26 protein-coding genes and 1 tRNA gene are annotated in these 25,341 nt (G+C 69.6%); 15 read left to right on the top strand and 12 right to left on the bottom strand.

The window, feature by feature from the left end; translation table 11 throughout:
- The first annotated feature begins 104 nt into the window (after positions 1 to 104).
- Both NE235_RS11165 and NE235_RS11160 read left to right on the top strand, forming a co-directional pair.
- Positions 105 to 1,376, top strand: a complete 1,272-nt coding sequence (locus NE235_RS11165) for a serine hydrolase domain-containing protein (RefSeq protein ID WP_252801506.1) — start codon at positions 105 to 107, stop codon at positions 1,374 to 1,376.
- A gap of 234 nt (positions 1,377 to 1,610) precedes the next feature.
- Positions 1,611 to 2,207 (top strand): TetR/AcrR family transcriptional regulator, encoded by a 597-nt coding sequence (locus NE235_RS11160; protein WP_252801504.1) that lies wholly within the window; start codon positions 1,611 to 1,613, stop codon positions 2,205 to 2,207.
- Between the two features lie 17 nt (positions 2,208 to 2,224).
- On the opposite strand, the gene NE235_RS11155 is transcribed toward NE235_RS11160, so the two are convergent.
- Both NE235_RS11155 and NE235_RS11150 read right to left on the bottom strand, forming a co-directional pair.
- On the bottom strand, positions 2,225 to 2,782 hold the full coding sequence (locus NE235_RS11155; RefSeq protein ID WP_252801502.1) for a hypothetical protein: 558 nt from the start codon (positions 2,780 to 2,782) through the stop codon (positions 2,225 to 2,227).
- Between the two features lie 632 nt (positions 2,783 to 3,414).
- Positions 3,415 to 3,497 (bottom strand) — tRNA-Leu (locus NE235_RS11150).
- A 108-nt stretch (positions 3,498 to 3,605) separates the two neighbouring features.
- Here NE235_RS11150 and NE235_RS11145 point away from each other — a divergent pair.
- The 7 genes from NE235_RS11145 to pknB are packed head-to-tail and all read left to right on the top strand — an operon-like array spanning position 3,606 to position 12,642.
- Positions 3,606 to 4,346: an FhaA domain-containing protein gene (locus NE235_RS11145; protein ID WP_252801740.1), complete on the top strand. Its 741-nt coding sequence runs from the start codon at positions 3,606 to 3,608 to the stop codon at positions 4,344 to 4,346.
- A gap of 11 nt (positions 4,347 to 4,357) precedes the next feature.
- Positions 4,358 to 4,843, top strand: coding sequence for an FHA domain-containing protein FhaB/FipA (locus NE235_RS11140; protein ID WP_252801500.1), 486 nt, complete (start codon positions 4,358 to 4,360; stop codon positions 4,841 to 4,843).
- Positions 4,840 to 6,420: a PP2C family protein-serine/threonine phosphatase gene (locus NE235_RS11135; RefSeq protein WP_252801492.1), complete on the top strand. Its 1,581-nt coding sequence runs from the start codon at positions 4,840 to 4,842 to the stop codon at positions 6,418 to 6,420. Before NE235_RS11140 ends, NE235_RS11135 begins: the two co-directional genes overlap by 4 nt.
- Complete coding sequence (locus tag NE235_RS11130) at positions 6,417 to 7,913, top strand: FtsW/RodA/SpoVE family cell cycle protein (RefSeq protein WP_252801490.1); 1,497 nt, start codon at positions 6,417 to 6,419, stop codon at positions 7,911 to 7,913. Before NE235_RS11135 ends, NE235_RS11130 begins: the two co-directional genes overlap by 4 nt.
- Positions 7,910 to 9,358, top strand: a complete 1,449-nt coding sequence (locus NE235_RS38130) for a peptidoglycan D,D-transpeptidase FtsI family protein (protein WP_252801487.1) — start codon at positions 7,910 to 7,912, stop codon at positions 9,356 to 9,358. The genes NE235_RS11130 and NE235_RS38130 overlap by 4 nt, the downstream gene beginning before the upstream one ends.
- Positions 9,359 to 9,360: 2 nt before the next feature.
- Positions 9,361 to 10,800 (top strand): serine/threonine-protein kinase, encoded by a 1,440-nt coding sequence (locus NE235_RS11120; RefSeq protein WP_252801485.1) that lies wholly within the window; start codon positions 9,361 to 9,363, stop codon positions 10,798 to 10,800.
- 42 nt (positions 10,801 to 10,842) lie between these two features.
- Positions 10,843 to 12,642 (top strand): Stk1 family PASTA domain-containing Ser/Thr kinase, encoded by a 1,800-nt coding sequence (pknB, locus tag NE235_RS11115; RefSeq protein WP_252801483.1) that lies wholly within the window; start codon positions 10,843 to 10,845, stop codon positions 12,640 to 12,642.
- Positions 12,643 to 12,843: 201 nt separating this feature from the next.
- On the opposite strand, the gene NE235_RS11110 is transcribed toward pknB, so the two are convergent.
- The 3 genes from NE235_RS11110 to NE235_RS11100 are packed head-to-tail and all read right to left on the bottom strand — an operon-like array spanning position 12,844 to position 14,463.
- On the bottom strand, positions 12,844 to 13,050 hold the full coding sequence (locus NE235_RS11110; protein ID WP_252801481.1) for a hypothetical protein: 207 nt from the start codon (positions 13,048 to 13,050) through the stop codon (positions 12,844 to 12,846).
- A complete protein-coding gene (locus NE235_RS11105; protein WP_252801478.1) occupies positions 13,050 to 13,673 on the bottom strand; it encodes a class E sortase in 624 nt (207 codons plus the stop codon). The genes NE235_RS11110 and NE235_RS11105 overlap by 1 nt, the downstream gene beginning before the upstream one ends.
- Before the next feature lie 10 nt (positions 13,674 to 13,683).
- On the bottom strand, positions 13,684 to 14,463 hold the full coding sequence (locus NE235_RS11100; RefSeq protein WP_252801476.1) for a DUF881 domain-containing protein: 780 nt from the start codon (positions 14,461 to 14,463) through the stop codon (positions 13,684 to 13,686).
- Between the two features lie 119 nt (positions 14,464 to 14,582).
- Between NE235_RS11100 and NE235_RS11095 the strand changes: the two genes are divergently transcribed.
- Positions 14,583 to 14,840, top strand: a complete 258-nt coding sequence (locus NE235_RS11095) for a cell division protein CrgA (RefSeq protein WP_252801474.1) — start codon at positions 14,583 to 14,585, stop codon at positions 14,838 to 14,840.
- A 258-nt stretch (positions 14,841 to 15,098) separates the two neighbouring features.
- Here the strand turns inward: NE235_RS11095 and NE235_RS11090 are convergent, their stop codons facing one another.
- Both NE235_RS11090 and NE235_RS11085 read right to left on the bottom strand, forming a co-directional pair.
- The gene (locus NE235_RS11090) at positions 15,099 to 15,980 is read right to left on the bottom strand and encodes a rhomboid family intramembrane serine protease (protein ID WP_252801472.1); all 882 of its coding nucleotides are present in this window, start codon (positions 15,978 to 15,980) and stop codon (positions 15,099 to 15,101) included.
- Between the two features lie 32 nt (positions 15,981 to 16,012).
- Complete coding sequence (locus NE235_RS11085) at positions 16,013 to 16,531, bottom strand: peptidylprolyl isomerase (protein WP_252801470.1); 519 nt, start codon at positions 16,529 to 16,531, stop codon at positions 16,013 to 16,015.
- Positions 16,532 to 16,783: 252 nt separating this feature from the next.
- Between NE235_RS11085 and NE235_RS11080 the strand changes: the two genes are divergently transcribed.
- The 5 genes from NE235_RS11080 (at position 16,784) to NE235_RS11060 (ending at position 20,746) form a co-directional block, all read left to right on the top strand.
- Positions 16,784 to 17,386, top strand: a complete 603-nt coding sequence (locus NE235_RS11080; protein WP_252801468.1) for a hypothetical protein — start codon at positions 16,784 to 16,786, stop codon at positions 17,384 to 17,386.
- A 210-nt stretch (positions 17,387 to 17,596) separates the two neighbouring features.
- Entirely contained in the window at positions 17,597 to 18,325 is a 729-nt protein-coding gene (locus NE235_RS11075) for an acyltransferase (RefSeq protein ID WP_252801466.1), read from the top strand.
- 208 nt (positions 18,326 to 18,533) lie between these two features.
- Positions 18,534 to 18,914 (top strand): group I truncated hemoglobin, encoded by a 381-nt coding sequence (locus NE235_RS11070; RefSeq protein WP_252801464.1) that lies wholly within the window; start codon positions 18,534 to 18,536, stop codon positions 18,912 to 18,914.
- A gap of 40 nt (positions 18,915 to 18,954) precedes the next feature.
- Positions 18,955 to 19,707, top strand: coding sequence for a sulfite exporter TauE/SafE family protein (locus NE235_RS11065; protein WP_252801461.1), 753 nt, complete (start codon positions 18,955 to 18,957; stop codon positions 19,705 to 19,707).
- A gap of 124 nt (positions 19,708 to 19,831) precedes the next feature.
- Positions 19,832 to 20,746, top strand: coding sequence for a sulfotransferase family protein (locus NE235_RS11060; protein WP_252801459.1), 915 nt, complete (start codon positions 19,832 to 19,834; stop codon positions 20,744 to 20,746).
- Here the strand turns inward: NE235_RS11060 and NE235_RS11055 are convergent.
- The 5 genes from NE235_RS11055 to NE235_RS11035 all read right to left on the bottom strand — a co-directional run bounded on the left by NE235_RS11055 (position 20,733) and on the right by NE235_RS11035 (position 25,328).
- A complete protein-coding gene (locus tag NE235_RS11055; protein WP_252801456.1) occupies positions 20,733 to 21,623 on the bottom strand; it encodes a glycoside hydrolase family protein in 891 nt (296 codons plus the stop codon). The genes NE235_RS11060 and NE235_RS11055 overlap by 14 nt on opposite strands.
- A 67-nt stretch (positions 21,624 to 21,690) precedes the next feature.
- On the bottom strand, positions 21,691 to 22,848 hold the full coding sequence (locus NE235_RS11050; protein WP_252801454.1) for a methyltransferase domain-containing protein: 1,158 nt from the start codon (positions 22,846 to 22,848) through the stop codon (positions 21,691 to 21,693).
- A 351-nt stretch (positions 22,849 to 23,199) separates the two neighbouring features.
- Positions 23,200 to 23,481, bottom strand: coding sequence for a hypothetical protein (locus tag NE235_RS11045; protein ID WP_252801452.1), 282 nt, complete (start codon positions 23,479 to 23,481; stop codon positions 23,200 to 23,202).
- Positions 23,478 to 23,927, bottom strand: a complete 450-nt coding sequence (locus NE235_RS11040) for an ATP-binding protein (protein ID WP_252801450.1) — start codon at positions 23,925 to 23,927, stop codon at positions 23,478 to 23,480. Before NE235_RS11040 ends, NE235_RS11045 begins: the two co-directional genes overlap by 4 nt.
- Positions 23,928 to 24,125: 198 nt before the next feature.
- Entirely contained in the window at positions 24,126 to 25,328 is a 1,203-nt protein-coding gene (locus tag NE235_RS11035; RefSeq protein ID WP_252801448.1) for a helix-turn-helix domain-containing protein, read from the bottom strand.
- Between the last annotated feature and the right edge of the window lie 13 nt (positions 25,329 to 25,341).

Raw genomic sequence — 25,341 nt, 5'->3', positions numbered from 1 at the left:
CGAGCGGCCCACTGCGAGGCGATGTGTACGCCCATGCCGTTTTCCTACCTTCTTGCTCATCGGCCTGGCAGCCGCCACCGGCCGCAGGATGAGGAGGATTCGCCATGGCAGGGAAGAGCACTGGATTCGTCTCCCGCCGTCTCCGGGGAACGGCGACGGCGCTGGCGCTCGGCGCCGGCGTCATCGCGATGTCCGGCGCGGCGTCGGCGTCAGCGGCGGCGGCGGAGCGGCCGGGCGTCGCGGGGCACTCGCAACAGTTGGTCGCCGCCGCAAGCAGGGCCACGGCGGCCGGCGTCCCGGGCGTCATCGTCCGGGTGGACGATGGACACGGCCCGGAGGTGAACATCGTCCGGCAGGCCTCGTGGAGCATCCCTGATCACGCGCTGACCGCGAACGACGAGTTCAGGATGGGCTCGAACACCAAGACGATGACCGCGACGCTGGTTCTGCAACTCGTCGCCGACCACCGCCTCGCGCTGGACGACCCCATCGAGAAGCGGCTTCCCGGAGCCGTTCCGAACGGCCGGAACATCACCGTACGAATGCTGCTGAACCACACCAGTGGACTGGCCGACTACGCGTACGACCCCGAGGCGCTGATGCTGATGACCGGCCGGCAGACGGAGCCGCCCACGGCCGAGCAGCTGCTCGCCATGGGCACGAGCCTGCCGGTGAAGTTCCCGCCCGGTCAGGGCTGGTCCTACAGCAACACCAACTATGACGCGCTCGGCCTGCTGTTGGAGAAGATCACCGGACAGAGTGTGGCGGACCTGATCCAGCACCGTATCGCCGGGCCGCTGGGGCTTCGGCACACCTACCTGGCCACCGGCGCCCCGGACCCCGCCGACCGCCGGTTCGCCCACGGGTACGAGCCCGACGCGGCGCACCTCGCGCCGATCCTGCCGCCCGGCACACCCGCGGGTTTCGGTTTCGTCGGACCGGCCCGCGGCGAGCGGGTCGACGTCACCGGGATCGACCAGTCGTGGGTCGGGGCGGCCGGTTCCATCGTCTCCACCACGAGTGACTGGGCCCGATTCGACAAGGCCCTGCTGTCCGGCCGGCTCTTTCCCAAGCCGCTGCTCGCCCAAATGCGGGTCACCACCCAGGAGGACGAGGCGAACGGGCTGAACCGCCTCTACGGGCTGGGGCTTGAGGAGGTCCACACCCCGTGCGGGACGGTGTGGGGGCACGACGGCGCGCTTCCCGGATACCGCAGCGACAACTACACCGACGAGTTGGGCCGACGTACCGTCTCGGTGCTGGCCACAACCCACTTCGGCCTCAAAACCGACGCCGCGGCCGGCACGGCCGAGGACGACCTGGTCACCGCGGCCATCTGCACGATGTTCGGCAAGCCGGTCCCCGCCTCCAGCTGATCTCCATCACGGTGTAGTTCCCCTCCGCTGCCCTCGGTATGGAATCCCCCGGGTCCATACCGAGGGCAACGGAACGTTCTGGGGACCGCCTTCCACCTCACTCGCGCACCGGCGGGCCGGACGCGCCGGTTCTTCTGCCGATCCGTGCTCTGAACGGCTCGCCGCCGCTCACCGGCGCAGGGCGCGAAGACGTCACCCCGGAGACTGAACGTTCTATCGATTACACTCCCCACAATGGCTCGAGGTCAGGTCTCCGAAGCGCGCTCGCGGCTACTCGAAACCGCCACCCGGCTCTTCTACACCGAGGGAATCCACTCCGTCGGGATCGATCGGATCGTCGCGGAGGCGAAGGTGACCCGCGCGACGCTGTACCGGCACTTCCCCGGCAAGGAAGACCTCGTCATCGCGTACCTCCAAGCGGTCCACCGGCTCGACCGCGAGCAGGTCGGCAAGGTCCTCGACAGCGGCCGTCCGGCCGCCGACATCCTGCGGGCCATCGCAGAGTCGATCGCCGACGGCATCCGGTCGGCCGGCTTCCGCGGCTGCGCCTTCCTCAACGCCGTCGCCGAGTATCCGGATCCCGATCACCCCGTCCACAAGGCCGTCCTCGCTCACCGCGCGTGGTTCCTGCGCACCATCACCGACCTGCTCGCGCACGTCGGGGATACGCCACCCGAGCTCGCGGGCCGCCACTTCGTCATGCTGCGAGACGGCGCGATGGCCGAGGGCTGCCTCTCCGATCCCGCGGAGGTCTGCGAGACGTTCCTCCGGGGCGTCGACGGGATCCTGCAACACCGCTCCACGTCCGGATCCGGGACGAAGACCGCCTGAGCACCAAGCCGGCGATGTCAGCGCTTATCCGCGGCACGCCCGAGGCGCAGCGCCGAGACGAGGAAGAAGACGCCACCCAGCACCGCGTAGCCGGCGATGCCGCCCGGCGACGGGTCCTCCGCGGAGGCCGACGTGATGAACGAGGCGCCGGCGAGTACGGAGATGCCCCCGCTGAGGATCATCGGCCACTGGCCGCCCATCGAGCGGCGCGCAACACCCACGACCAGCTGCACGAGCCCGGAGACGATCGCCCAGACGCCCCACACGCGTAGGACGGCCGGCACACCGGACGCGCAGGCGACGGCCACGCCGATCGCGGCGAGCACGCTGATCGCGATGTTCACGTACAGTCCGCGCGCCGGCCCGGCGGCGCGAGCCGAACGAGCGTCCACGACCGCCGCGGCGGCGTCGAACAGGGGATACAGAACGAGCAGGGCGACGCCGACCGGACCGAGGTCCGACTTGGTGGCGAACAGCAGAAGCGCCCAGACGACGGCGAACCCGGATCGGACAAAGTACAACCGGCGCAGAGCCGGCGCGATCCCGCGGACGGTGGATGAGGCAACGGTGGCCACGATGATCCTCTCGATGGAAACGGACTACGCGGGTCAGCGGCGCCGCTGACGGCTCCCCCGATCGAGGACGCGAACCACACGAGACCGAACGTTCTACCTCCCCCGACCATGACACGGCGCCACCCACCCGTCAAGACCGAACGTTCTACTCATCTCTTGGTACCGCCAGGAGCAGCTCTGAACACCGCCCCCTGAAATCAGCGGCGTCGGCGGCCCGAACGGCAGGCACCCCACCGACGCGCCCCACCGGGCGACTTCAAGGCCGCTCCGTGCCGCCATCGCGAACGAAGCAATGACCGAATCACAAGGCTCAGCCCGTCAACCCAGAGCTCAATGTGACCGACCTCGCACCCCAACCACCAAGGGGGGCAAGGGGCGAAGCCCCAAAAAACCTCAGCCCGCGCGGAGCCCGCACCAGCAAACGAACCTGAGCCCCAGGGGGGGCAAGGGGCGAAGCCCCAAAAATCCCAGCCCGCGCGGAGCCCGCACCAGCAAACGAACCTGAGCCCCAAGGGGGCGTGGGGGGCGAAGCCCCCCACCTCGGGGGGCCCGGGGGGTCGTCCCCCCGAAAAAACGACGAGGGGTCGACTGGGAGGAAGCAAAGCTTCCGACCAGCCGACCCCAACACCGAGTGGGCGAGGAGGGATTTGAACCCTCACGTCCTTTCGGACACACGGACCTGAACCGTGCGCGTCTGCCGTTCCGCCACCCGCCCCGGGCGCGTCCCAAAGATTAGCACCATTCCAGCGGTGGTCCGAATCGGTTGCTCGGGGCGAACCTACTCACAGATACGATCGTCTAGCAGTGGAGAGGGGAGGTGCACGTGGGTGTCCTACAGCGCTTCGAGCGTCGGCTCGAGGGCATGGTCGAGGGTGCCTTCGCTCGGGCTTTCAAGTCGGAGCTTCAACCCGTCGAGGTGGCCAGCGCCATCCAGCGCGAGATGGACGAGCGCGCCGCGATCGTGGCGCAGGGTCGCACGCTGGTGCCGAACGACTTCGTGGTCGAGATCTCACATCCGGACGGTGAGCGGCTGGAGGTCTACGCCGACAGTCTGAGCCAGGAGCTGGCGAATCTCGCCCGTGAGCACGCGAAGGAGCAGGGTTACTCCTTCGTGGGGCCGGTGCGGGTGCGGTTCGAGAACGCCGATGACCTGCGTACCGGGATGTTCCGGATCCGGTCCGGTGTCATCCGCGGCTCGACGGTCGAGGGTGGCGAGATCCGTCAGCCGATGAGTGACATGCCGGCTCCGCCGCGTGGGTTCGCGGGTGGCCGGCCGCGGCTGCTGGTGAGCACGGAGGGTCAGCCGAGTCACACGTACGATCTGACCACTCCGGTGACGTTGCTCGGCCGGGGCACCGATTGTGATCTTCGGCTTGTCGATCCGGGCGTTTCCCGGCACCATGCCGAGATCAGAGTCGAGGGCCCGGAGGTGGTTGCGGTTGATCTAGGGTCGACAAACGGCACTTTCGTGAACGGCCAGCCGATCCGCCGCGTGACGCTGCACGATGGCGCGCGGGTGACGCTCGGCCGGACAACCCTGGTGTTCCGCCGCGATAGGGAGTAGTTCCGACTCCGATGAACCAAATCACCCTGACGCTCATGAAGGTGGCGTTCCTAGCCGTACTCTGGCTGTTCGTCATCGCGGCCGCGGGCGTCATCCGTGCCGATCTGTGGGGTTCGAAGGCCGCCGCGAAGGCCCAGCGGCCTCGGCAGGCCGCCCAGCCCGCCCGGCCGCCCCGGCAGGCCGCGGCGCCGCGCGTCAGGCGTACCGAGCCGACCAAGCTCGTCATCACCGAAGGTGCCCGGGCCGGTACGACGATGGACCTGGTCGGTACGGAGATAACGATGGGTCGGTCGAATGATGTCACCCTGCCTCTCGGAGACGACTACTCTTCGGGACGGCATGCCCGGCTCTTCTCGCAGAACGGTCAGTGGTTCGTGGAGGATCTCGGTTCGACGAACGGCACCTATCTCGGGCGTGCCAAGGTGAGCAGGCCGGAACCAGTCCCCGTCGGCGTACCGATCCGTATCGGGAAGACCGCCATAGAGCTGCGCAAATGACCATCGGAATTCACTTCGCCGCCCGGTCGGACGTCGGCATGCTGCGCGAGGGCAACGAGGACTCGGCGTACGCGGGCTCCCGGCTGCTCGCGGTCGCCGACGGCATGGGCGGCCACGTCGGCGGTGAGATCGCCAGTGCCGCCGCGATCGAGACCCTGAAGCCACTGGACCGGGACTTCCCGGCGCACGAGCTGGTCGGTGCGCTGGAGCAGGCGGTTCACCGGGCCAACGAGACCTTGCACAGTATCGTGGAGGGTGACCCTTCGCTGCAGGGCATGGGCTGCACGCTCACCGCGATGCTGTGGAACGGGCCGCAGGTCGCCCTCGTCCACATCGGCGACTCCCGCGCGTATCTCCTGCGGAACGGCGAGCTGTTCCAGATCACTCATGATCACACATTGGTGCAGTCGCTCGTCGACGAGGGCCGGATCACCCTGGACGAGGCCGCGTCACACCCGCAGCGTTCCCTGTTGCTGCGGGCGCTTGACGGCCGGGGCGAGGTCGATCCGGACATCGCGCTGCGCGAGGCGCAGCTGGGCGATCGTTACCTGCTGTGCTCGGACGGGCTGAGCACGGTGGTGAGCGCGGAGACCATCCACCACGCGCTGAGCACGGCGGCGGAGCCGGACCAGGCCGTACGCCAGCTCATCGATCTGGCCAATCGCGGTGGCGGTCCGGACAACATCACCTGTGTGGTGGCCGATGTGGTCGAGCTGGAGCAGCTGCACGGCCCGCCGTCGGCTCCGATCACCGCGGGCGCGGCGCACAACGCGAGCCTGGGTCGCGGTGAGGCGGACATGCCGCCGGGGGCGATGGCCGCGGAGACGCCGGCGCAGCGGGCCGCGGCGCTACGGGAGCAGCAGCATCCCGCGCCGGTGACCGTGGCGGACATTCCCGCGGTCGGGCGGCAGCCCGCCGAGGAGACGCTGCCGCAGGAGGCGCTGCCGCAGGAGGCGGTGGGGCGGCGGCGGCGCCGCTGGCCGTGGCTGGTGGCGGCGGCCGGTGCGGTCGTCGTGCTGGCGGCCGGCGGGGGGTACGTCGCGTACAACACGATTCAGGGGCAGTACTACGTCGCGGCGGACGGCGGTCAGGTCGTCATCTACCAGGGGATGAACCAGGACCTCCTGGGAATCAAGCTGTACCACCTGAAGGAGCGTCCCAGCCCGGCGCTGAAGGTCGCCGACCTGGCGCCCTCGGCGCGGGACTCGGTGAACCACACGATCGACGGCCTGGGCAGCCTGAGCAAGGCCCGTACCACCGTCCACACCCTGCGCGGGCAGGTCTGCCGCGTCGTCGTCGCCGACAACTCCGAGGGCGTCGTGACGATCTGGAAGGGCAAGGGCCAGAAGAGCTCGCTGGGCTGTGACGAGACGGTCGTCGAGAAGCCGAGTCCGCCGGTGCAGGCGAGCTCGCTGCCCAAGGCGACCAAGGACACCGTGCACAAGGGCATCATCGTGGCGGACGTCACGCAGGCCCGCGCCAAGGTGCAGGAGCTCCGCGACGCGGCCGACACGTGCAGAAGGAAGCCGGGCAAGTCCGGCTGTCCCCCCGTAAAGGCGAACACCACTCACCCATGACTTCCGTAGCCGCCGAATCCGAGGTTCAGATCGCGACCCGCCCGCGGCGGAGCGCCCAGCTCGGCATGTTGGTCTTCGCACTGGTGATCACCGTCGCGAGCTTCGCGCAGGTCGGCCTGGCGCGTGACGGTGGCCTGCCGGCCGGCATGTACGGATACGGCATCGGCCTCGGGATCCTCGCGGCCGGCGCCTACTTCGTCGTCGCCCGGTTCGCGCCGTACGCCGATCCGCTCCTGCTCCCGCTGGCCGTCTTCCTCAACGGCCTCGGCCTGGCGATGATCTACCGTCTGGACCTGAGCACGAGCGCCGACTGGAAGAAGGCCCTCCAAGAGGGCAAGAAGCTGTCCTACATCGGGCCGTCGACGACCGGGCAGCTCACCTGGACGGCGCTGGCGATGATCTTCTTCGCCGTCACGCTGCTCGTGCTGAAGGACATCAAGGTCCTCCAGCGGTACATGTACACGATCGGCGCGGTCGGGTTGTTCTTCCTCGCCCTCCCGGGCTTTCTGCCCTCGTCGATCAGTGGCGCGCTGGGTGCGAAGATCTGGATTCGGATCGGCGGGTTCTCGATCCAGCCCAGTGAGTTCTCCAAGCTCGCGCTGGTGGCCTTCTTCGCCGGGTACCTGGTGAACAAGCGCCAGAGCCTGTCGATCGTCGGTAAGAAGATCGGCCCGGCGAACCTCCCGCGCGCGCGTGACCTCGGGCCGATCCTGGTCATCTTCGTGATCTGTCTCGGCGTCCTGGCGCTGGAGAACGACTTCGGTACGGCCATCCTGTTCTTCGGCCTGTTCGTCAGCATGCTGTACGTCGCGACCGAGCGCTTCATGTGGGTGCTGATCGGCGTTCTGCTGCTGGCCTGCGCCTGCCTGATCGCCCCTGAGATCCCGCACGTCGCGCAGCGGATCGACACCTGGCTGGATCCGCAGGCGTACTTCGACGGCGGGTGCCGGATCGGCGGCAAGATCGTCAACCAGACGCACGCCGACGTCTGCGCCAGCAAGGGCGGCGTGTACCTCGCCGACAGCAGCCAGCTGATGTTCGGCCTGTTCTCGATGGGCCAGGGCGGTGTGCTCGGCACGGGCCTCGGCCAGGGCGAGCCGTGGCGCACTCCGCTGTCCTACAGCGACTTCATCTTCACCTCGTTCGGCGAGGAGCTGGGGCTGACCGGCGCGATGGTCATCCTCATCGTGTACGCGCTGATCGTGCAGCGGGGCATGAAGGCCGCGCTGGCCACGAAGGACAACTTCGCCAAGCTGTTCGCCGGCGGCGTGTCGTTCGTCTTCGCGCTGCAGGTCTTCGTCATCGTCGGCGGTGTGACGCGGCTCATCCCGCTGACCGGTCTGACCACGCCGTTCCTCGCCCAGGGCGGATCGTCGCTGCTCGCCAACTGGATTCTGATCGCCATTCTGATCCGCATCAGTGACACCGCGCGGCGGCCCGCGCCGCAGCCGATTCAGGACGAGGGGATGACCCAGGTGGTGAGGACGCAGTGAACAAGCCGCTCCGCAAGGTCGCGGTGGCCGGCATGGTCCTGCTGGTCGTCCTGCTCATCAACGTGAACTACATCCAGGGCTCCCAGGCGGACAAGCTGCGGACCGACCCGCTGAACAGCCGGCAGTTCGCGCAGCAGTGGGAGCACAACCGCGGCCCGATCATGGCCGGGAAGGTGACGCTGGCCTACTCCGAGAAGATCGGCGGCAAGGACGGCAAGGAGTACCAGCGGCACTACAACCAGGGCACGATGTACTCCCCGATCACCGGGTACGTCAGCGTGTTCAGCCGTACGGGCCTCGAAGCGGCGCAGAACGGCCTGCTGGACGGCACGGACAAGCGGCTGGCCCTGCACAACTGGTTCGACGTGCTGGTCGGCAAGAAGGCCGCCGGCGCCACCGTGCAGACGACGATCGACCCGGACGCCCAGGAGGCGGCCTACAGCGGCGTCAAGAACAAGACGATGCGGCGCGGCGGCGCGGTCGCCATCGACGTGAAGACGGGCGCGATCCTGGCGATGGCCTCCTTCCCGTCGTACGACACGAACAACGTCGCGGTGCACGACGGAACGAAGGCGAACAAGGTCTTCGAGTCGCTGACCAAGGAGAAGCCGACCCCGCTGCTGAACTACGCGATGCGGGAGACGTTCGCGCCGGGCTCCTCCTTTAAGATCATTGACTCGGCGGCGGCGATCGAGAGTGGGCAGTACACCAAGGACTCCCCGGCCGACGCGAACCGCCTGCTGCTTCCCGAGTCGGGCCAGGAGCTGCACAACTCCGACGGCGACGAGGCAAAGTGCAACGGCTCCCCGCCTCTGATCAACTCGTTCGCGGCGTCGTGCAACTCGACGTTCGGCCGTCTCGCGGGCATGCTGGGGCAGTCGAAGCTGGCGGAGATGGCGGCCAAGTTCGGCTTCAACAAGCCGACCGAGGTCGAGAACGGCATGTCCAGCGCCACGAGCGTCTACCCGACCAAGCGGCTCGGCGGCGACGCCCTGGCCCGTAGCGGCATCGGCCAGGAGGTCGTGACCGCGTCGCCGCTGCAGATGGCGATGGTCGCGCAGGCGGTCGCCAACGACGGCAAGCTGATGAAGCCGTACCTCGTCAAGCGGGTCGTCGCGCAGGACCAGTCCGAGCTGGTGACGGCCGACCCGAAGCAGCTCGGGCAGCCGATCAGCGCCGACACGGCGCGCCAGATTCAGGAGATGATGGGCGCGGTCGTCGATCACGGGACGGCGTCGAGGTACCTCGCGGGGCGCGACATCGCCGGCAAGACCGGCACCGCCGAGACCGGAGTCAACGGCATCAACGAGGACTGGTTCGTCGGCTTCGCCCCGAGGAACAACCCGAAGGTCGCCTTCGCCGTCGTCACCGAGGGCCCGCGGGGGTCGAGCGGTGCGGAGTACTCCGCGCCGATCGCCCTGCGCATCGTCCAGGCGGTGCACTGACCATGACCACACCAGACGTCCTGAACAACCGGTACGTGCTCGACGAACGTCTTGCCATCGGTGGGATGGGCGAGGTCTGGAAGGCCACCGACCGGCTCCTGGGCCGTCCGGTGGCGGTCAAGCTGCTCAAACAGCAGTACCTCGACGACGAGACGTTCCGGGGTCGCTTCCGCGCCGAGGCGCGGTTCGCCGCGGCCCTGCAGCACAGCGGTATCGCCCAGGTCTTCGACTACGGCGAGCAGGACGACCTCGCCTACCTCGTCATGGAGCTGGTGGCGGGCGAGACGCTGTCGCAGATCCTCGCCCGGGACGGGCGGCTGTCGGCCGACGCGACGCTCGACCTCGTCGGCCAGGCCGCGCGGGCGCTGCACGTCGCCCACTCGGCGGGCATCATCCACCGCGACATCAAGCCCGGCAACCTGATGGTGACCGGGGACGGCACCGTCAAGATCACCGATTTCGGCATCGCGCGCAGCGGTGACAGTTCCATGACCCAGACCGGGATGGTCATGGGCACCGCGCAGTACGTCTCGCCGGAGCAGGCGACCGGCAAGAAGGTCACCCCCGCCGCGGACCTGTACTCCCTGGGCGTCGTCGCGTACGAATGCCTGACCGGCGGGCCGCCGTTCGTCGCCGACACCCCGGTCGCGCTGGCCCTCAAGCACGTACGGGAGGAGCCGCCGCCGCTGCCGTCGTCGGTGTCCCCGGCCGTCCGCGGACTCGTCTCCGCCATGCTGGCCAAGCACCCCGACGACCGTCCGCGGTCGGCGGCGGAGATCGCCGAGGGCGCGTACGCCATCCGTCACTCGCTGGGCGTCGGCGACGACCCCGCCGCCGAGGAGACCGCCCTCGCGTACGGATGGGCGGTCGAGGCCCCGCTCACCGGGGATCACCTGCCGGGTTCCGCCGCCGAGGGGAGCGGCGCGACCGTCGGTTTCGCCGAGGCCGGCACCGCGCTCGGCGCCGCCGCGGCCGGCGGCGTCTTCGCGGCCGAGGCACCGGGCTGGCCCGAGACGGAGCTGTCGCCGAGGGCCGCCGCACGGCGGCGGCGGCAGCGCGTCAGCCGGTACATCTTCGCGGGCGCCGCGCTCGTCATCGTCCTCGGCGCTGGCGTGTTCACCGTCACAGCGCTGTGGAAAGGGCCTGACCACACTAAGCTCGTGGACGGCAAGCGGGTCCAGCCCGTCGGCGGCACCGCACCGACGAAGCACACCAGGCGGCCCCGTCTTGGCGAGCCGAGCAATCGGCCCGTACCCTCGGGTTCGACCGTCGAACGGACGAGTACCAGCCCGACGCCGAGTTCGGTGCCGAGCTCGACGCCAGTGACGAAACCGACCAAGACGAGGAGTACCCCGAAAACGACGCCTACCACACCGGCGGTGGACTCACCGCCGAACTCTCCGGATCCGTCGCCGCCTGAGAGCCCGCCTTCAGGCGAGTAGGTTCGGAGAGCACGGTGTAGACGACGAGGGAAAGTGCGAGACATGACTCAGCCTCGGCTACTCGGTGGTCGCTATGAGCTCGATGGTGTCATCGGGCGTGGTGGCATGGCCGAGGTCTACCGAGCCAGGGATCTCAGACTCGATCGAGTAGTCGCGATCAAGACGCTACGGGCCGACCTCGCCCGGGATCCGACATTTCAGGCACGGTTCCGCCGGGAGGCGCAGTCCGCCGCCTCGCTGAACCACCCGTCGGTCATCGCGGTGTACGACACCGGCGAGGACCTTCTCGACGGCAACCCGATCCCCTTCATCGTCATGGAGTACGTCGAGGGACGCACGCTCCGCGACGTGCTGCGGGACGAGCAGAAGCTGCCGCCCGAGCGGGCGATGGAGATGACCGACGGGATCCTCCGCGCGCTCGACTACAGCCATCGCGGCGGGATCGTGCACCGGGACATCAAGCCGGCCAACGTGATGCTGACCTCCGCCGGCGAGGTCAAGGTCATGGACTTCGGCATCGCCCGCGCGCTCGCCGACTCCGCCGCCACGATGACCGCGACCGCGCAGGTCATCGGCACCGCGCAGTACCTCTCGCCGGAGCAGGCGCGCGGCGAGCGCGTCGACGCCCGCAGCGACCTGTACTCCACCGGTTGCGTGCTGTTCGAGCTGCTCACCGGCCGCCCGCCGTTCCAGGGCGACTCGCCGGTGGCCATCGCCTACCAGCACGTGCGGGAGGAGCCGCCGGCGCCGTCGCAGATCGATCCGTCGATCCCGCGCTGGGCCGACGCCATCGTCCTCAAGGCGCTGACGAAGGACCCCAACTACCGCTACCAGAGCGCGGCGGAGATGCGGGGCGACATCCAGCGCGCGCTGCAGGGCATGCCGGTGGCCGCGCCGACCATGGCGATGAACGCCGGCACCCAGGTCCTGCAGGGCGGGCCGCCGACCCAGGCGGCCCCGCCCGCGACGATGGGCTACGACCTGCCGCCGGTGCAGTACGCCGAGGCGGAGGAGCCGGAGGGCCGCGGCAGGAAGATCGCGCTGGGTGTGGTCGTGGCACTGCTCGCCGTGGGCGCGGTGACCGCGCTGTTCTTCATGTTCAAGGGCAGTGGGGGCGCGAAGGACAGCACCACCGTCGCGATCCCGACCGGTATCGTCGGCAACGACCAGGACGCTGCCAAACAGCAGCTGACGGATCTCGGCTTCACGAAGATCACGACGAAGAAGAGGTCGAGCGACAGCGTCGACAGCGGCAAGGTCATCAGCGTCAGCCCGAACGAGAACACCAAGATCGACAAGGCGCAGGTGGCCACGACCGCGGTCACCCTCGTCGTCTCGACCGGCAAGCAGAAGGTCGCGGTGCCCAAGGTCCGCGGGCTGAGCGAGGACTCCGCCAAGAACGCGATCGAGAACGCCGGCCTCAAGGTCGGCAGCACGGACAAGCAGAACAGCTCGTCGGTGCCCAAGGGTTACGTGATCAGCTCCGACCCGGACTCCGGCTCGAAGGTCGCCAAGGACTCCGAGGTCAACCTGACCATCTCCGAGGGCCCGGGCAAGACGACCGTGCCCTCCGAGGTCGGCAAGCAGGTTCTCGACGCAAAGGCCGACCTGCGCAACAACGGCTTCGCGGTCCGGGTGACCTACGTCGAGCCGCAGAACGGTGAGGCGCCGGGCACCGTCGTCCAGCAGAATCCCAATGAGGGCGAAACGGCCAACCGCGGCAGCACCGTGACCCTGATGGTCGCCAAGGAGCAGCAGCCGCCGGACCAGCCGACCGGCGACCCGACCGATGGCCCCTCGCAGCCTGGCAAGGTGACCTGGCCTCCGCCCGGCGGCTTCTGACGGCATCCGACCGCGGCCTCCTCGCCCCTCCCGGGCGGGGAGGCCGCGTCGTCGTTCGAGCGCCTCGCACGCGGGCTTTCGCGCCGGGACCGGGTGCGGACATGAGTGAGGGCTTCCGCCGCTCGGGGGCAACGGCGGAAGCCCTCACTCGTTGATCCGTCTTCACCCCCTAGAGCGTTACACGGTCGGGGGAGAATCTTTTTACCGATGTTTTGTACCGGGGGCCGGGGGTGCCGTAGCCGACGTGCCGCCGTCGTCCACCGTCCCGTGATCGAACTGGATCTGGGGTTCGAACCAGGGGAACACGACGTACCAGAGCAGGACGCCGATCACGAGCAGGCCCACGAGGGCGGTGTAGACGCGCGTCACCGTGTCGCCGGGCAGCTGCCGCCACAGCCAGGAGTACATCAGGAGGACGCTCCGTTCACCCGGGGGATCGAGCCGACCATCCGCCCGAACACGATGAGCCGCTCGGCGGCGGAGTACTTGGGGTGGCAGGTGGTGAGCGTGATCAGCCGGTCGGTCGGGTCCTTGGTCGGGTGTTCCGGCACCGGGGCGACGACGCCGACGTCACCGGGGGACACGACCTTCTTGCCGGTGACCTTGTAGGTGTACTGCCGGGATCGGGTGTCGATGAGGATCTTGTCGCCGGTGTGCAGCTCGTCGAGGCGGTTGAAGGGCGCCTGGTACGTCGTCCGGTGCCCGGAGACGACGAAGTTGCCGATCTCGCCCGGCATCGCGGTGCCGGGGTAGTGTCCGGGCCCCTTGCGCAGGTCCGCGACGGACACACCCTCGATGATCACGTAGTGGAACCGCTTGCCCAGCCGGGGGATCCGGATCAGCGCGAGGCCGTGGCCGAGCCGGACGCGCTCGGCCGTCACGGCGCCCGGCGCCTTGCGGGGAGGCGGTGCGGCCCAGTCGTGGGTGAGCTCGCCGCCGAGCCTGCGCTGCTCGGCCTGGGTGTACGCGCCGGTGCCCCACAGTTCGTACGCGACGAACAGCAGCAGGACGGCCCCGGCGGTGATGCACAACTCGCCGAGGCTACGAATGAGGGTTCGCACCGTCGGGCTCCAGCGCGGTGGCGTACTTGGGCTGTGCGTTGCCCGCGTAGGCGGGCAGTGTCGTCTTCTTGAGCGTTCTCACGGTGTACCCGAGTCCGTATTCGGCGACGTACTGCCGGTAGACCTGTATGGCCGGCGAGGCGTCCAGCGCCGCTCGCAGCCGGCCCGGGTCCCCGGTCGCGGTGATCCGGAACGGCGGCGAGTAGACGACGCCCTGGAGGATGAGCGTATTGCCGACGCAACGTACGGCGCTGGTGGAGATCAAGCGTTGGTCCATGATTTGCACGCCCGTTGCACCGCCGGTCCACAGCGCGTTGACGACGGCCTGGACGTCCTGCTGGTGAACGACGAGGTCGTCGGGGCCGGGGTCGCCGGCGATCCGCTGCCCGGTGGGCGCGTCGTCGAGGGTGACGCGCAGCCCGTGTCCGGTGACCGGGGCGAGCCCCGCTCGGGCCGCGAGGCGGTCGGCGGTCTCCTGAGCGGCCTTGACCCGGGCGTCGCGCCGCGCCGCCGCCCGTACGAGACCTTCGATCTGCCGCCGGAGGTGGCGGTAGCGCGTCTGCGAGCCCTGGTACTGCCGCTGTTCCTGGGCGATGAGCTCGGTGACCTTCGTACGGCCGCCGCCGCGCAGGTCCGTTCCGTGCGCAGTGCTCGCGCTGGCCGCGAACAGGGTGCCCGCGAAGATCGTCAGGGCCGGGATGGCGTATCGCCACGGCCGGGCGGCGCCGCTCAGCCCGCCGTTGCCGGTTTTTGCCCGCATCGCGACACCCCACCGCCCCCAATAAGGTCGTACGCTGCTCACCAGCGACTACGCTAACTGACAAATTGACCCATGCGCGGACCCGGCGTGCGGCCGCGTTCCGCCCGAGGAGAGACCCCGTGCCCAAGTCGAAGGTACGCAAGAAGGCCGTCTACACTCCGCCGCAGCGCTCGCAGAAGGTCTCGGTCAGCCCCAGGTGGCTGGTGCCGACGATGGTGGGTTGCTGGCTGCTCGGCCTGGCCTGGATCGCCGTCTACTACATCACGGCGAGCGTCGGCGCGTCGGTGCCGCTGATCACCTCGCTGAGCAACTGGAACCTGCTCATCGGGTTCGGCGTGATCGTGATCGGCGTGGTGCTGTCGACGCGCTGGCGTTGACTTCCCCACACGGTTGTCCACAGCCTGTGGATCGCACTGGGGGTTATCCACAGGGATCGTCCCCAGCCTTCTCTCGTGCCGTGCGGCGCGGGCGGAGCGTCCATGTCCGCCCGCGCGTGACCGGCTGAGCCGGTCGTACGGCCGCGGAACCGCCGAGCGGTTGCCGCGCCCGCACGAGCGGCGCGAGCACGCCGCCATGAAACGCCGCCATGAAACGCCGGCGCGGTCGCCACGCGGCGCGAACGACGAGCGCGGGCGTCAGGACGCGAGCGCCGTGGCCACGGCGGTGAGGACGACGAGCAGACCGGCGACGACCGCCGACGCGGCGACCTGGACGGCCTTCTGCCGCCGGCGCGGGGCGTACGCGAACGCGACCGCGAGCACCGCACCGGTGACCAGCCCGCCCACATGCCCTTCCCAGGAGATCCCGGAGAAGGTGAACGTGAACACCAGGTTGATCACGATGAGGAAGACGATGCCGCGCGTGTCGACGCCGAGCCGGCGGCCGACGACGAAGAACGCCGCGAACAGCCCGAAGATGGCGCCGGAGGCGCCCACGGCGGGCTGCAGCGGGGCCACCAGGTAGAGCAGGACGTTCCCGCCGATCGCCGACAGGACGTACAGCACCGTGAACCGCGCGCGGCCCAGCACGTGCTCCAGCTGCGGGCCGAGCACCCACAGCGCCCACATGTTGAACAGGATGTGGGTGATGCCGAGCCCGCCCTGGTCCATCGGCACGTGCAGGAACGCCCCGGTGATCAGGCGGTACCACTCGCCGTCGGCGACGCCGATCCCGGGGAGCCGGCCGCGCGCGGGCATGCCGCCCAGCATCTCGAACCGGCCGACGAACGTCGGCGAGACCAGCTCCGCCAGGTAGGCGAGGACGTTCAGACTGATGAGCGTCAGCGTGACCGCCGGGCGGTTCCGCACCCGGCCGCCCAGCACCGTGCGCGGCTCACGCACCGTGCTGTTGCCGTCGCGGACGCACTCGGGGCACTGGTGCCCGACCGCGGCCACGCGCATGCAGTCCGGGCAGATCGGCCGGTCGCACCGCGTGCACCGGACGTAGGTCTCCCGGCCCGGATGCCGGTAGCACATGGGTACCTCGGGAGCCGGGGCCTGCGCCGGATCGGTGCTCATCGTCGCCTTCTCGTCTGTGGCCGGTTATCCGTCTAACGACGCTCGATGGTCACCGATTCCACGACGATGTCCTTGACCGGGCGGTCGTTCCGGCCGGTCTCCGTCTTGGCGATCGCGTCGACGACCTCGCTGCCCTGCACGACCTCACCGAAGATCGTGTGGCGGCCGTTGAGGTGCGGCGTGGGGACGACCGTCACGAAGAACTGCGAGCCGTTCGTGCCGGGTCCGGCGTTGGCCATCGCCAGGAGGTACGGCCGGTCGAACCGCAGGTCACGGTCGATCTCGTCCTCGAACTCGTAGCCCGGGCCGCCGAAGCCCTGGCCGAGGGGGTCGCCGCCCTGGATCATGAAGCCGTCGATGACCCGGTGGAAGATCGTGCCGTTGTAGAGCGGAGTCGTCGACCGCTGACCGGTCGCGGGGTGCGTCCACTCGATCGTCCCCTCGGCGAGACCGACGAAGTTCTCGACCGTCTTGGGTGCCTTGTCGGGGAACAGGCGGATGACGATGGGCCCCAGGGTGGTGTTCAGGGTCGCGATGAGTTCTCCGGCCATGAAGACCGCCTCCTCGTTTCGGAGTATGCCCTCGGCGGGCGTGTTCGGATACGTCTGAGGTGACCAACGCTACTGGCCTCGGCGGGTTCCCCGAACGACCCGCCGCACCGGCGCCGACGGCCGGACGGTGTTCTCGGGCGGGGCCGAACAGCGCCCTGACAACGGGCGAACGGCGCTCTCACCGGTCCGGTGATTGACATCGCCTACCGGGGGAAGAGGTTGGTCGAGACCGCACATAACGGAGGGGTATGGATGTCCCTACGATCGATGAGCAGTAAAAAGCCGCAGGTCAAGCTCAGCGGCTCACAGCTGACCCGGGCGCAGAAGCGCGCGATGCGCAGCGCGCGGCAGCTGCGCCTCTCCGAGCTGAGCCGGGCGCAGAAGCGCGCCATGATGTCGGCCCAGCGCACCGCCCAGCGAACCGCGCAGGGCGCGCAGAGCGCGGCGACGACCGCGCAGACCGCCGCCCAGCGGACCGCGGAGAAGCTCGGTCCCACGGCGGGTCAGGCCCGCGACGTGGCCTCCACGGGCGTGTACAACGCCCGGGTCTGGGGCGCGCCGCGGCTGGACCGCGCCGGCGCGTACATCGAGAAGGAGCTCGCCCCCCGGGTCGGCGCGATGATGCGCCGGACGGCCAAGCGGCTGGAGCCGCCGCAGCCTAAGCGCCGCCGTGGCATGGCCACCACGCTGCTCCTGGCCGGTGGGGCGCTCGGTGCCGCCGGAGCGATCGCGACCCGCCACAACGTCGCGCGCAGGCAGGCCGAGGAGTCGGCGTCCGCGCCGTCCGAGCGCCTCTCCTCGGTGTCGGACAGCGAGAGCGGCAGCAGCGGCAGCGACCGTGCTCGTACGTCCTGACGGCGTTCGATTCGGCGGTGAGCCCCGCGTGATGGCCGGGCCCACCGCCGTTCTGCTCCCGTTCCCGGGGCGGCGGCGTTCCGTGCGGTACGGCCAGGACTTTTCTCCTGAACGGGTGCGCGCTTTCTGACCGAATGCGGTACGGCCTGACGGTCACGGGATGCCATATCAGGGGATCAAACGGACATCACATGCCGTACCGTTTCCGGCATGTCGCTTAGGTCGTCGATCGGTTCCGCGACCCGCAGAGTGGTGGCGGTGGCTCTCCACCGGGGCTGGGAGTGGATCCGCCGGCATGGCGAGATAACACCGAGCACCCCCGCCGGGCGGCGATTCGGTCACCTGGGAAAAGGCGTCTGCATCGGCTTCCCCACCGGTGCGATCTTCGGCGAACCCTGGATCCATATCGGCGACGACACGCTCGTCGGAGTGCACGTCACGATCTCGGCCGGCTTCGGCCCCGGCCTGGACCTGGGCCCGGACCCCGTCGTGAAGATCGGTAAAGCCTGTTCGATCGGCCGGGGCAGTCACATCGTCGGCCACCAGTCGATCGAGATCGGCGACGACGTCTTCACCGGCCCGTACGTCTACATCACCGACCAGAACCACGGCTACGCCGACCCGGACGTCCCCGTCGGCCGGCAGTGGCCGGTCAACGACTCGGTCGTCATCGGCGACGGCTGCTGGCTCGGCGCCGGCGCCATCATCCTGCCCGGCACCCGCCTGGGGCGGAACGTCGTCGTCGCCGGCGGCGCCGTGGTGCGCGGGGAGTTCCCCGACCACAGCGTCATCGCCGGGGTGCCCGCCAAGGTGGTACGCCGCTACGACCCGGAGACCGGCTGGCGCCCGCCGTTCCCGGAGACGCCGCTGGACGAGGCCACGCTCGCGGCGCTGGCCGACCTGCCGCCGATCCCGGGCCCGGGAGAACTGGCGAGCTGACCGTTACGCGCCGGTGTACGGCGGAGCGACGCCCCAGCCCCAGTGCGGCACGGCGCGAGTAGGCGCGAGAGCCCGGTCTCACAGCCGTACGGGCCGGTGGTGCGCCGAGCGTCACCTCATGGTTACCGCCCGCGGCGCCGGTCGTAATGCGCGGATCCGACGCTGGCCTCCTTCCGACTTCCGACGGACGAGCCAGGAAGGCAGCGCGATGAGCACCACGGAGCAGAGCATCTACGACAGGATCGGCGGCGAGGAGGCGCTCGTCGCCGTGGTCGACGACTTCTACGTACGGGTGCTGGCGGATCCGAAGCTGGAGAGCTTCTTCGCCGGCGTCTCCATGCCCCGGCTCAAGGGCCGTCAGGTGGAGTTCTTCGGCGCGGCACTGGGCGGGCCGCAGGTCTACTCGGACGCGCCCATGCGGGCGGTCCACCAGGGGCGCGGCATCGAGCAGGAGCACTTCGACCTGGTCGCCGGGCACCTGACGGACGCGCTCACCGCCGCGGGCGTCCCGGCCGAGCTGGTCGGCCAGATCATCGGCGTCGTCGCCACCCTCGCCCCGGACATCGTCTCCGCCAAGGTCGCGAGCTGAGTCCCCACCCCCTGGCGACCCGGTGTGTTAGTGATATTGGGTGATCACGGCACACCTGCCCATCCTGTTCGGGGTCGGCGTCCTCGCCGGGGTGGTCAGCACCGTGGTGAGCCTCGCGTCGGTCGTGTCGTATCCCGCGCTGCTGGCACTGGGGCTGCCCGCCCTCAGCGCGAACGTGACCAACACGGTCGCCCTGGTGTTCACGGCGGTGGGCGCGGCGGCGGGTTCGCAGCGGGAGCTCACCGGCCAGCGTTCCCGCGTCCTGCGGCTGGGCCTGCTGACGGCGCTCGGCGGCGCCACCGGCGCGGTGCTCCTCCTGGTGACGCCGTCGCGGGCGTTCGAGCTGATCGCGCCGTGGCTGATCGCGGGGGCGTCCCTGATCCTGCTGCTGCAGCCGAAGGCGAAGCGGCTCGCGGAACGCTCCACGGGGGAGCGCAGCCGGCCGCTCCGCCTGGCGCTGTTCACGGTCGCGGTGTACACCGGGTACTTCGGCGCCGCCGGCGGCATCCTCACGCTGGCCGTGCTCGCCGCGATGATCGACCTGCCCCTGGTCCGGGTCAACGCGGTGAAGAACGTCATCGCCGGCCTGGCCAACGGCGTCGCCGCCCTCGGGTTCGCGCTCTTCGGCCCCGTACGGTGGGACGCCGTCGTTCCGCTGGCGGCGGGCTTCCTGGTGGGCGGCTGGATCGGTCCCGCGCTCGTACGCCGCCTCCCCGGTGAGGCACTGCGCGTCATCGTCGCGGTCTGCGGCGTGGCCGTCGCGGTGAAACTCGGCATCGACAGTTACGGCTGAGACCCGGCCGAGGATCGCGCATTCCAGCCCGAACCGCGACGACCTTGATAGGGCATATTTCCCTGCATTTTAGGTAGGTATGGGATGATTGACTCACCGCTGGACGCCTGACCAGGGAGGATGGATGACCCTTCCGGACTTTCTGCTGATCGGTGCTCCGAAGGCCGGCACGACGGCCCTGCACGCCGCGCTGGCGCGCCACCCCGACCTGTTCCTGTCCCCCGTCAAGGAGCCGAAGTTCTTCCTCACCGACGGACCACCGCCCACCCGCGGTGGCCCCGGTGACGCGCAGACCTACCGGGAGCACGTCTGGCGCCGAACGGACTACGAGGCGCTGTTCGCCGCCGCCCCGGAGGGCACGCTGCGCGGCGAGAGCACGCCGTTCTACCTCCACGACCGGGACGCGCAGCTCCGCATCCGCACCCTCATCCCCGACGTGAAGATGGTCGCCGTCCTCCGGGACCCCGTCGAACGGGCCCACTCCAACTGGACGCACCTGTGGTCGGCGGGCCTCGAACCGATCGGGAACGTCGTCGACGCGTGCGCCGCCGAACCCGAACGGATCGCGGCGGGCTGGGCGGCGTTCTGGCGGTACGTCGACCTCGGGCGCTACGGCGAGCAGCTCCAGCACCTGTACAAGCTGTTCCCGCGCGACCAGGTGCTGGTCGTGAGGTACCGGCGGATCCACGAGGAGCCCGCCGCCACCCTCGACCGGATCTGCGCGTTCCTCGGCGTGCGCACCGGCCTGATCGGATCGATCCCCCGCGAGAACGTCACCAATCACGTGGCCGACTCCCCGGTCACCCGCGCGTTGCAGCAACTGCTGCGTACCGGCGCCCGGATCGGCCAGGACCTGCCCCTGCCCGTACGCCGCCTGGCCCGCGGCCCGCTCCTGGCGGCACTGCACCGCGAACGCCGCCCCCGGCAGCCCCTGACCTGGGACGACCGGCAGCAGCTGATCCCCCACTTCGCCGACGACATCCGGCTGCTCGAGGAGGTGACGGGCGAGGACTACGGCGACTGGCTCAAGCCGCGATGAGCTCGGTGCGCAGTTCGTGGGCGCCGTCCGCGCGCGTCGCCTCGTAGTAGAGCCGCCATTCCCCGTGACCGAGGGGAAGCGCCGTCACATAGCGCAGGCCGCCACCGGCGTACGGCGAGACGGCGGCCGGGCCGGTGCCCTGCTGCTCGAACATGCCGAACCCGTCACCGACCGCGATACCGGTGCGCTCCTCGTAGTTCTCCGTGGCACTGGCCCGGCCGTCATAGCAGGCCACGGTCCTGCCGCCCGCCGTCACCACGGACGAGATCCGTACGCCGCGCGCGTCCCACCGGCCGGGACGCCCCGTCAGGACCGTGCCGTGCCAGGTCCAGTCCAGGCCGTCGGCGCTCGTCGCGTAGTCGGTCACCATCCGGTCGGCCTCGTCCGGGTCGGCGAGCGGATGACAGGACGCCCACAGGTGCCACTTGTCGCCCTGCAGGAGGATCACCGGGTCCTTCACCCCGATGGCGTCACTGCCGGGCAGCACCACCTCGGCCGTCGACGGGTCGAACGAGCGGGGGTCGGCCGCCTCGATCACCTCGACGCGCCAGTGCTTCGTCCCCGGCGTCGCGCAGCTGAGGTACAACCGCCAGGAGCCCTCGGGAGTGACGACCAGCGCGGGCCGCTCGAGCGACTCCGCCGACAACCGATCGCTCTCGATCACGGCCAGCGTCTCCGGCCGCTCACCGCCGACCGCGCGGGCGACCACGACGGCGTAGCCCCGGCCCTCCCCGACAGGACGGCGCAGGCGGTACGCCAGATAGATCTCGCCGTCCACGACACAGGCGCTCGGCGCGCCCGCCCAGTGGCCGGGAGTGTCCCCGGGCGGCGGAACGACGACACGGGACCGCTCGTACGACGGCAGGGGAAACGCCATGGACTCCTCCTCAGGGCCGCACCGGCCACGAGATACCAGAGTATCCGAGTAGGGAAACCCGACTGATTCAGCGACTCCCCGGACGACCCACGGGGGTGCCGGGCGAGTCGAGATAGACGTACTGACGGTCGGCGGTGACGGCGAGCCCGAAACGGCCGGTCTCCGGACGCCCGGCCTCCTCCCACCAACGATAGGCGGCCTCGATCTCGGTCCACAGCGCACGCGGACCGTGTTGACGCACCCGATGCGAGACCGCCCCGTCGATGACGTCGACGCGCGCCCAGGACGCACCGGAGAACGCCCAGAAGGTGAAGTCGTCGCCGCCGTCACCGGCATCCTCGAACCTCGTCACCACGTCGGGCACCCGCACGCCCACCGCGAACCTCGCGTCGTAGTCGTCGAAGGCCACCGCGTCCGGGTGGAGGGTCGTGGTCGACTCCGCCACGCCCGCCAGGTGCGCCGGCACGGCCGGACGTGGCACACGCTGCGCGCGCACCCACATGAACGCGATCGTGTTGTCGAGGAACGGGCCGTACGCCGCGCCGCGATCGTCGACCGTCAGACGGACGAGCGCGCCGTTGTCATAGGCAGTGCCCCACGGCGAGAGGATCAGCCCGCCCGGCCGGGTCTGCGTCACCCACGGGTACGGGACGACCCGTACCGACGCGGTCGCGATGACCCGGTCGTACGGCGCGCCCGGCGGGTACCCGCCCGCGCCGTCTCCGGTGACCACCAGAGGCGACACCCCGGCCCCGGCCAGGGCCGTACGAGCCCGCTCGGCGAGAACGCCGTCGACCTCGACGGTCGTGACGTTCCCTTCGCCGACCGCGTGGGTGAGGAGTGCCGCGTTCCAGCCGGTACCGGTGCCGATCTCCAGCACGCGCATACCGCGCTCCACTTCGAGGTCGCCGAGCATCCTGGCCACGATGGACGGTTTGGAGATCGAGCTGGTGACCCGCGAGCCCGTTCCGGTGTCCGGCGTCGCCCCGTCATCGACCTGCGTGACGATCGCCTCGTCGGCGTACACGGCTGACAGCCAGGCGGCAGGATTTTCATCCCGTCGGCGCGGTGTCAACGTGCCCCCGCCGGCGTCCTCCCAGATGACACGGGGTACGAACAGGTGCCGGGGAGCGGCCAGGAAGGGCGCGCGCCACTCTTGAGGCAGCGCACCGGCGGCCGCCAGTTCGTCGACGAGCCGCCGGTTCAGCGCTTCAGCGTCGGTCATTTACCGCTGTCTTCGCCCTTGCCGTCCTTGGCAGGGTCCACGAACGTGCCCTGCTTGCCCTTGTCCTTGTGGCCGTCCCGCTCATCGCCGCCCGTACCGTGCCTGCCCATATGTTCTCTCCTTCGCTGTTGAGATTCCTGGTCGCCAGGGCCGCCGGACGCGCCTCCCTCGTGACGCGTCCGGCGGCCCGTCGGCCCCGGCAGTGGACGGTGTCCGTACCTGCCGGGACGTCTGGGTGGAGCCGCCGGGGAGCACGTACCGATGCGTCGCGCCCGACCCGGCGACCGGGGCCGTACGGCTTCGGGGGGCGGCGCCGCACGGGGGTCGGGATGGGCGTGCGAGGACGGTCGCTCACGCCGGCACCGCGAGTTCGGCCGCACGGCACCGGTACACCAGCCGCCGCGGGTCCGGGTCGAACAGGATCGGATCCGCGGTGTCGAACTTCGCGATGGCCATGTACTCGCGTCGATACCAGCACCACATCACTAACCAGAGCGAGCACAGCCCCTGCAGCTCGGCGAGCTGCCGCGCGCTGGGATCGGCCCGGCAGACCGGGATGTCGGTGACCGTGTCGTCGCCCCTCGTACGGCACGGGCTGCGCCGAGCGAACAGCCAGGCGAGTAGGCGGATCATTGCAGTTCCCGGATCGATTCGAGCTCGCCGGGTGTGAGAGTCACACCTGATCCGGCGACGATGACGTGAACCGTCTTTCCGTGTCGCGTGTAGGTGGCCCACCGGGCGACGGCAAGATCGTCGACGATCGCCAGGCCGCGACCATGTTCGGCGAGCAGGCCACCCGTATCGCCTGCGGGCATGGGCTGCGGGTCGGGGTCGCTCACGGCCAGATGTACGTACCGGTGGTCGGCGGTCATCTCGACGCCGATCGGCCACAGGTCCTCGGTGAGGGTCAGCTTTCGCGCGGCGTGCCGCAGGGCGTTGGTGACGAGCTCCACGGCGATCAGCTCGATCTCGTCGACGGCGTACGGAAGACCGGTGACCGCGGCGCCGGCGAAGGCCCGGAGGCGGTGAATGACCCCGGGCCGGTCGCGCAGCGCGAGGAACGATCGACGAGGGGGCACGGACGGCGTGCGTACGGCCGCCCTCATTCTGTCCACCAGCGGGGTGGGATCTGTATGCGCATCCGACGCCTTCCAGAGTTCGCGTTTCCGGGCAGCGCCAGGGGGATTCCGGACGCACCGTCAACGATGCATCACGGTAAGTAACGTCGAGAGAGTCAATGCGCACGAGTTGTGCGCATGTGAACCCTTGACGAAGCGTCAGGTCAAGCTCATGCGGTCCTGAAGCAGCCGGAGAGGCTCAGGGAGCTTTCGATGATGATCAATCAGCCGGATGACCGACTCCCGCGCCATCGGGTGGTATCGCGTCATCTGGGGGGCGATCGATTCCGCTCTGAGCAGTCGACGCAGCGCCTGATCCCACTGACCGGTCGACACGAGGGCACGGCCCACGTCGATCTCGTGGTGGGCCCGGCGTTCCGCCGACACGGAAGTCGGCAGTGACAAACGGGAATCTCGCCTGATCGCCTCGTCGAAGTCGGTGAGCTCCACTGCGACGGCCACCCCGTGAATGGCGACGTTCAGCAGATGGAACTGCAGGCCGTAGAAGTCTGGTGCTCGTTCGGGCAACTGCCGGGCGGCCTCGCTTGCGAGCCCGTAATGCTCCCAGGCGTCGCCGGCCCTCCCGGCGCGAGCGGACAGGATCGCCGCACGCAACTGCAGCGCTCCGAAGACGGCTCGAGACTCGGAACTGTCCAGGTCCATCCCAGTACCGGCACGCTCAACGAGCTTCATCCCAGCGTCCCAGGCGCCGATCGTCATCAGAAGCAGCGCTCGAGAGAGCTGAGCAAGCCTCGGCAGGTTGGGGTCCTCCGATCGAGCCGCCGCAGCGGCCGCGCGCTCGATACCGAAGTTGGCGAGGTCGTTGTAGCCCAGGCGGCGCGCGAGTGAGACAGCCACCGCCTGCGCGTTGTTGAGCAGTGTCCAAGCCCGTGGATCACCGGAATCGTTGACGTGGAAGGACAACTCGGTGATCAGAGCCGAAATGCGATCACCGACCTGCGAATGCTGTGCGTCCTGCGCCAGTCGACGGACACGCGAGACCTCGGCGGCGAGTTCCCCGAGTGACCGCGGGGGTACGTCGAGTTCCAGAGGGACATCGACGCAGGCCAGGGCCCGGCGCATCTCGTCGATGGATTCGTGGATGCGATCGGCGCGCCCGATCTCGTTCCCGTACGGCTGCCCATAAATCTCCGAAGGGTCGACGTGCAGGGCGGACGCGACGGCGGCAACGAGCGAAGGGGTTGCCGGTTTACGTCCGGTCTCGACCTGTTGGATGAGGCTGCGGCTCACGAAGGCGCGCGTGGCGAGGCCCTGCTGGGTCAGGCCACGGGCGCGCCGCTTCCGAGCGATTCGCGCCCCTATTCCTTCGTCGGCAGCGCGGCTCAGGTTAACGTCAGGCACAGGCTGCGCACCT

Source organism: Actinoallomurus spadix, from assembly GCF_024055725.1.
Classification (GTDB): Bacteria; Actinomycetota; Actinomycetes; order Streptosporangiales; family Streptosporangiaceae; genus Actinoallomurus; species Actinoallomurus spadix.
This window is presented reverse-complemented; position numbering and strand designations above follow the sequence as displayed.

Excerpts from the sequence above, each read along its gene's own strand:
- NE235_RS11165 (WP_252801506.1), top strand. The coding sequence starts at position 105 with ATGGCAGGGAAGAGCACTGGATTCGTCTCCCGCCGTCTCCGGGGAACG.
- NE235_RS11160 (WP_252801504.1), top strand. The coding sequence starts at position 1,611 with ATGGCTCGAGGTCAGGTCTCCGAAGCGCGCTCGCGGCTACTCGAAACC.
- NE235_RS11140 (WP_252801500.1), top strand. The coding sequence starts at position 4,358 with ATGAACCAAATCACCCTGACGCTCATGAAGGTGGCGTTCCTAGCCGTA.
- NE235_RS11135 (WP_252801492.1), top strand. The coding sequence starts at position 4,840 with ATGACCATCGGAATTCACTTCGCCGCCCGGTCGGACGTCGGCATGCTG.
- NE235_RS11130 (WP_252801490.1), top strand. The coding sequence starts at position 6,417 with ATGACTTCCGTAGCCGCCGAATCCGAGGTTCAGATCGCGACCCGCCCG.
- NE235_RS11120 (WP_252801485.1), top strand. The coding sequence starts at position 9,361 with ATGACCACACCAGACGTCCTGAACAACCGGTACGTGCTCGACGAACGT.
- pknB (WP_252801483.1), top strand. The coding sequence starts at position 10,843 with ATGACTCAGCCTCGGCTACTCGGTGGTCGCTATGAGCTCGATGGTGTC.
- NE235_RS11110 (WP_252801481.1), bottom strand. The coding sequence starts at position 13,050 with ATGTACTCCTGGCTGTGGCGGCAGCTGCCCGGCGACACGGTGACGCGC.
- NE235_RS11100 (WP_252801476.1), bottom strand. The coding sequence starts at position 14,463 with ATGCGGGCAAAAACCGGCAACGGCGGGCTGAGCGGCGCCGCCCGGCCG.
- NE235_RS11090 (WP_252801472.1), bottom strand. The coding sequence starts at position 15,980 with ATGAGCACCGATCCGGCGCAGGCCCCGGCTCCCGAGGTACCCATGTGC.
- NE235_RS11085 (WP_252801470.1), bottom strand. The coding sequence starts at position 16,531 with ATGGCCGGAGAACTCATCGCGACCCTGAACACCACCCTGGGGCCCATC.
- NE235_RS11080 (WP_252801468.1), top strand. The coding sequence starts at position 16,784 with ATGTCCCTACGATCGATGAGCAGTAAAAAGCCGCAGGTCAAGCTCAGC.
- NE235_RS11075 (WP_252801466.1), top strand. The coding sequence starts at position 17,597 with ATGTCGCTTAGGTCGTCGATCGGTTCCGCGACCCGCAGAGTGGTGGCG.
- NE235_RS11070 (WP_252801464.1), top strand. The coding sequence starts at position 18,534 with ATGAGCACCACGGAGCAGAGCATCTACGACAGGATCGGCGGCGAGGAG.
- NE235_RS11060 (WP_252801459.1), top strand. The coding sequence starts at position 19,832 with ATGACCCTTCCGGACTTTCTGCTGATCGGTGCTCCGAAGGCCGGCACG.
- NE235_RS11055 (WP_252801456.1), bottom strand. The coding sequence starts at position 21,623 with ATGGCGTTTCCCCTGCCGTCGTACGAGCGGTCCCGTGTCGTCGTTCCG.
- NE235_RS11050 (WP_252801454.1), bottom strand. The coding sequence starts at position 22,848 with ATGACCGACGCTGAAGCGCTGAACCGGCGGCTCGTCGACGAACTGGCG.
- NE235_RS11045 (WP_252801452.1), bottom strand. The coding sequence starts at position 23,481 with ATGATCCGCCTACTCGCCTGGCTGTTCGCTCGGCGCAGCCCGTGCCGT.